Genomic DNA, 3,889 nt, shown 5'->3' on the forward strand with positions numbered 1-3,889 from the left:
AGACTGTTGCATCGCGGAGATTATTAACTATAGTTAAGTATATGACTACGACCAACCAGAGCTGGGACCCCGACGCGTACGCGCGCAATGCCCGCTTCGTCTCCGACCTCGGCGCGCCGGTGGTTGAGCTGCTCGCGCCTCAGGCAGGCGAACGAATCCTCGACCTCGGATGCGGCGACGGCGCGCTCACGCTAAAGCTCGCCAACATGGGATGCGACGTCGTCGGTGTCGATTCGAGCGCGCCGCAGATCGAAGCCGCCCGACGCCTCGGTCTTGACGCACGGGTCGCCGACGGCGAGCGGCTTGCCTTCGACGCAGAGTTCGACGCCGTGTTCAGCAACGCCGCAATCCACTGGATGAAGCCGCCTGATGACGTGATCGACGGCGTATGGCGCGCGCTTCGGCCGAGCGGCCGCTTCGTAGGAGAGTTCGGCGGCCACGGATGCGTCGAGACGATCAAGCGCGCTCTGATCGAGGCGCTTGGGCGCCGCGGCATCGACGGTGACGCCCTCAACCCGTGGTATTTCCCGACCGTCGAGGATTACTCTGCGCGACTCGCACGCCGCGGATTCGCCGTCAGGTATATCGCACTGATTCCTCGTCCGACTCCGTTGCCGACCGAAATCAACGGATGGCTCGAAACTTTTGCGCAGAGCTTCATGGCACCGCTGGCGACGAGTGCCCGCCCAGCTTTTATCGACGAGGTTCGCGAAACGCTGCGTCCCAAGCTCTGCGACGCCGGGGGCCAATGGTTTGCCGACTACGTTCGCATCCGATTCGCCGCCGACAAGCCGCACCACTGACGCTACTTTCGGACGTTGCTGGCGTTTGAGTCCTCCCCAGTGCATGCGGCAGTATTCCACGGGGGAGATGAGTATTTTTCGTGAATTGACAGAGGGCCTGCCGCGACAGGCGCCCGGTTCCGCCGCGGCAACCCTGCGCGCGCTCGGCCTGGTGCGCGGGCTGCCAACGGCTCCGCGAATCCTCGACGTTGGGTGCGGTCCCGGCGCGCAGACGGTCGAGCTGGCGCGCGCCACCAGCGGCTGGATCGTCGCGGTCGATATCCGCCAGCGATTCCTCGACGAACTGACCGAACGCGCCGCCGCCGCGGGAGTTCTGCCGCACATTACGACGATCAACACCTCGATGTTCGACATGGACTTCGGCGACCGGTCATTTGATCTGATCTGGTCCGAGGGCGCCATCTATATACAAGGATTCGCCGCCGGTCTGACCGCATGGCGCCGGTTCCTGAGGCCTGGCGGATGGATCGTGGTATCCGAGCTCACATGGTTGGTGCCGAATCCGCCGGCCGAAGCCGCCGAATATTGGGCGCGGAATTATCCCGGCATGGGCTCGATCGAGCGCAACACTCAGCTCGTGGCAGAAGCCGGATTCGTGAGTATGGACGGCTTCGTGCTCCCGACGCAGGACTGGTGGAACAACTACTACGGTCCCAACGAGCGCCGGGTCGAGGAACTCCGGGAAAAGTACGCCGACAATCCCGAGGTGCTCGCCACCCTCGACGACGCAAGCCGCGAGCACGATCTCTTCCGCGCGTATCACGAAGCCTACGGCTACGTCTTCTACGTAATGCGCAAACCCGCCGCCTGAATCCTGCTCCCTCTCGCTTTCATTTCCTCCCGATCTGGGTTACCTGTTGCGATACAAATCATCACTCCCGAGAGGATCGAAATGGACTTTTCGCTGACCCCCAAGACCGAACAGTTGCGCAAGCGCGTCTCCGACTTCATGGATCAATACGTCTTCCCAATCGAGAAGGAAGTTCAGCGCGCGATGGGCGAGAGCGGCAACACCGAGCCGCAATCGCTCAAGGATGTCCGCAAAAAAGCCAAGGCCGAAGGCCTGTGGAATCTTTTTCTGCCCGACGCAAAATTCGGCGCGGGCCTCAAGAACTACGAATATGCTCCGCTGTGCGAGCTGATGGGCCGCAGTTCGATCGGCGCGCGCGCGTTCAACTGCATGGCGCCCGATACCGGCAACATGGAAATCCTCGCCGAGTTCGGCACTCCCGACCAGAAAAAACAGTGGCTGCAAAAATGCCTCGACGGCGAGATTCGCACCTGCTTCTCGATGACCGAGCCTGACACTCCGGGCTCCGATCCAACGCAGCTCAAGACCCGCGCGGTTCGCGACGGCGACAACTACGTGATCAACGGCCACAAGTGGTTCACGTCCAATGCGATCGGCTCTGCCTTCGCGATCGCGATGGTCGTGACCGATCCCGACGCGGAGCCGCATCGCCGCGCCAGCCAGATTATCGTTCCGACCGACACTCCGGGATTCAACCTGATTCGCCCGGTGCCCGTGATGGGTCACACCGGCGGCGGCGGACACTGCGAAATTATCTACAAGGACTGTCGCGTGCCGGTGACCAATCTGCTCGGCGAGGAAGGCGGCGGCTTCGCGATCTCGCAGGCGCGCCTGGGCCCGGGACGAATCCATCATTGTATGCGTACCATCGGGATCGCGGAGCGCGCGCTCGAGCTGATGTGCAAACGGGCGAGCACCCGCTTCACCCACGGCAGCTTTCTCTCCGACAAGTCCAACATCCAGGAATGGATCGCCAACTCGCGAATCGAGATCGACTCGTGCCGCCTGATGGTCATGCACGCAGCGTGGAAGATGGACACCGTGGGCAAGCGCGACTCGCGCAACGAGATCGCGATGATCAAAGTGATGTGTGCGAACATGGTGATGATCGTGCTCGATCGCGCGATCCAGGTGTTCGGCGCGGCCGGCGTCAGCGACGACTTCCCGCTCGCGCGGATGTGGCGCGACAGCCGCGCGCTTCGAATCGCCGACGGCCCTGACGAAGTGCATCGCATGACGATCGCGCGCCGCGAACTGCGCAAATATAAATAGCGCCGACGGGTGTCGCATCACGCATGGCTGAAGCGATAGAAATCGTCCCCGAATTCGGCGACGTCCGCGACGAAGAGCAGCTCGACTGGGGCAAGCTGGCCGCGCACTTGCGCGACAAGATTCCCGGCGCCGATAGGCCGATGACCGTCAAGCAGTTTCGCGGCGGCTCGTCGAATCTCACCTACCTGCTCCGCTTCGGCGACCGCGAATGGGTGATGCGCCGGCCGCCGTTCGGCCCGCTGCCCGTCGGCGGTCACGACATGGGCCGCGAGTACAAGGTGCTCTCGCGCCTGTGGGAAGTCTTCAAGCCGGCGCCGCGCGGGATGCTCTTCAGCGACGACGTATCGATCGTCGGCGCGCCATTTTTCGTGATGGAACGCCGCACCGGAATCGTAATCAAGAACCGTCAGCCGCTGCCCGCCGAGCTCGGGACTGATCCCGCGACCTTCCGCGCAATGTCGCAGGGCTTCATCGACACGCTCGCCGACTTGCACGGTGTCGATTACGCCGCGATCGGACTCGCAACGCTTGGCAAGCCCGACGGATTCCTGAAGCGCCAGATCACCGGCTGGATGGCGCGATGGGAAAAAGCCAAAACCCGCGAAGTGCCGCTGATGGAAAAACTCGGCGCCTGGTTTCTGGCCAACATGCCGGTCTCGCCGCCGCCGGTGCTCGTGCATAACGACTTCTATCTGCACAACGTCATGGTCGGTGCGGTGAATCAGGGCGAGATCGTCGGGGTCTTCGACTGGGAAATGTCCACGATCGGCGATCCGCTCGTCGATCTCGGAATCGTGATGAACTACTGGCGCGACAAGAACGATCCGCCCGAACTGTTGGGTACCTCTCAAGGTGAGGCGCACACGTTGCGCCCCGGCTTCCTGACCCGCGACGAACTGCTGCACCGATACGCGACGCGCACCGGCCGCGACGTCAGCGCGATGCCGTACTACTGGGCGTGGGCACACTGGAAGACCGCGACGGTAGTCGAGCAAATCTACGT

4 protein-coding genes are annotated in these 3,889 nt (G+C 62.8%); all 4 read left to right on the plus strand.

All coding sequences use genetic code 11. The features are described from left to right. Nucleotides 1-41: 41 nt before the first annotated feature. Nucleotides 42-803 carry a class I SAM-dependent methyltransferase gene (locus VIW95_RS14640; protein WP_331587813.1) on the plus strand — a complete coding sequence of 254 codons (762 nt, stop codon included), beginning with the start codon at nucleotides 42-44 and terminating at the stop codon, nucleotides 801-803. 67 nt (nucleotides 804-870) lie between these two features. Then, nucleotides 871-1,614 carry a class I SAM-dependent methyltransferase gene (locus VIW95_RS14645; protein WP_331587815.1) on the plus strand — a complete coding sequence of 248 codons (744 nt, stop codon included), beginning with the start codon at nucleotides 871-873 and terminating at the stop codon, nucleotides 1,612-1,614. Nucleotides 1,615-1,695: 81 nt separating this feature from the next. Continuing rightward, nucleotides 1,696-2,886, plus strand: coding sequence for an acyl-CoA dehydrogenase family protein (locus VIW95_RS14650; RefSeq protein ID WP_331587817.1), 1,191 nt, complete (start codon nucleotides 1,696-1,698; stop codon nucleotides 2,884-2,886). 23 nt (nucleotides 2,887-2,909) lie between these two features. Next, nucleotides 2,910-3,889: phosphotransferase family protein (locus VIW95_RS14655; protein WP_331587819.1), on the plus strand; the 980-nt coding region annotated here is incomplete at its 3' end.

Origin of the sequence: Binatus sp. (SeqCode) (genome assembly GCF_036522015.1) — a bacterium.
In the GTDB taxonomy this organism is placed as follows: Bacteria; Desulfobacterota; Binatia; order Binatales; family Binataceae; genus Binatus.

Excerpts from the sequence above, each read along its gene's own strand:
- VIW95_RS14640 (WP_331587813.1), top strand. The coding sequence starts at position 42 with ATGACTACGACCAACCAGAGCTGGGACCCCGACGCGTACGCGCGCAAT.
- VIW95_RS14645 (WP_331587815.1), top strand. The coding sequence starts at position 871 with ATGAGTATTTTTCGTGAATTGACAGAGGGCCTGCCGCGACAGGCGCCC.
- VIW95_RS14650 (WP_331587817.1), top strand. The coding sequence starts at position 1,696 with ATGGACTTTTCGCTGACCCCCAAGACCGAACAGTTGCGCAAGCGCGTC.